We start from the raw sequence: 232 nt of genomic DNA, 5'->3' as shown, positions 1-232 counted from the left end.
GGTTGTTAAAAATGCCATACCCCCCAGAACATTTAGATTTAAAAACATAAATACCACTTCACCCAGACCAAACCCAAAACACCCCCAAATTTTTACCACCACAGAAAAACCAACTAGCAAAAAAAACAAAAACAAATTTAAAAACCTTAGAACATATATACAAAAGCACCAGCATTACAGTCGCTTAGATCAAAAAAATACCAAACCAAAACACAAACAAATAACCTAACCT

Annotated in this window: 1 protein-coding gene; it reads left to right on the top strand. The window is 33.2% G+C overall.

The genetic code is table 11. The features are described from left to right. Positions 1 to 229: hypothetical protein (locus QN399_RS26705; RefSeq protein WP_330201985.1), on the top strand; the 229-nt coding region annotated here is incomplete at its 5' end. Between the last annotated feature and the right edge of the window lie 3 nt (positions 230 to 232).

The sequence above is a fragment of the Pseudomonas sp. 10C3 genome, assembly GCF_036346185.1.
In the GTDB taxonomy this organism is placed as follows: Bacteria; Pseudomonadota; Gammaproteobacteria; order Pseudomonadales; family Pseudomonadaceae; genus Aquipseudomonas.
Note: the sequence above shows the minus strand (reverse complement) of the source record. Positions and strands in the feature narration are given on the sequence as shown.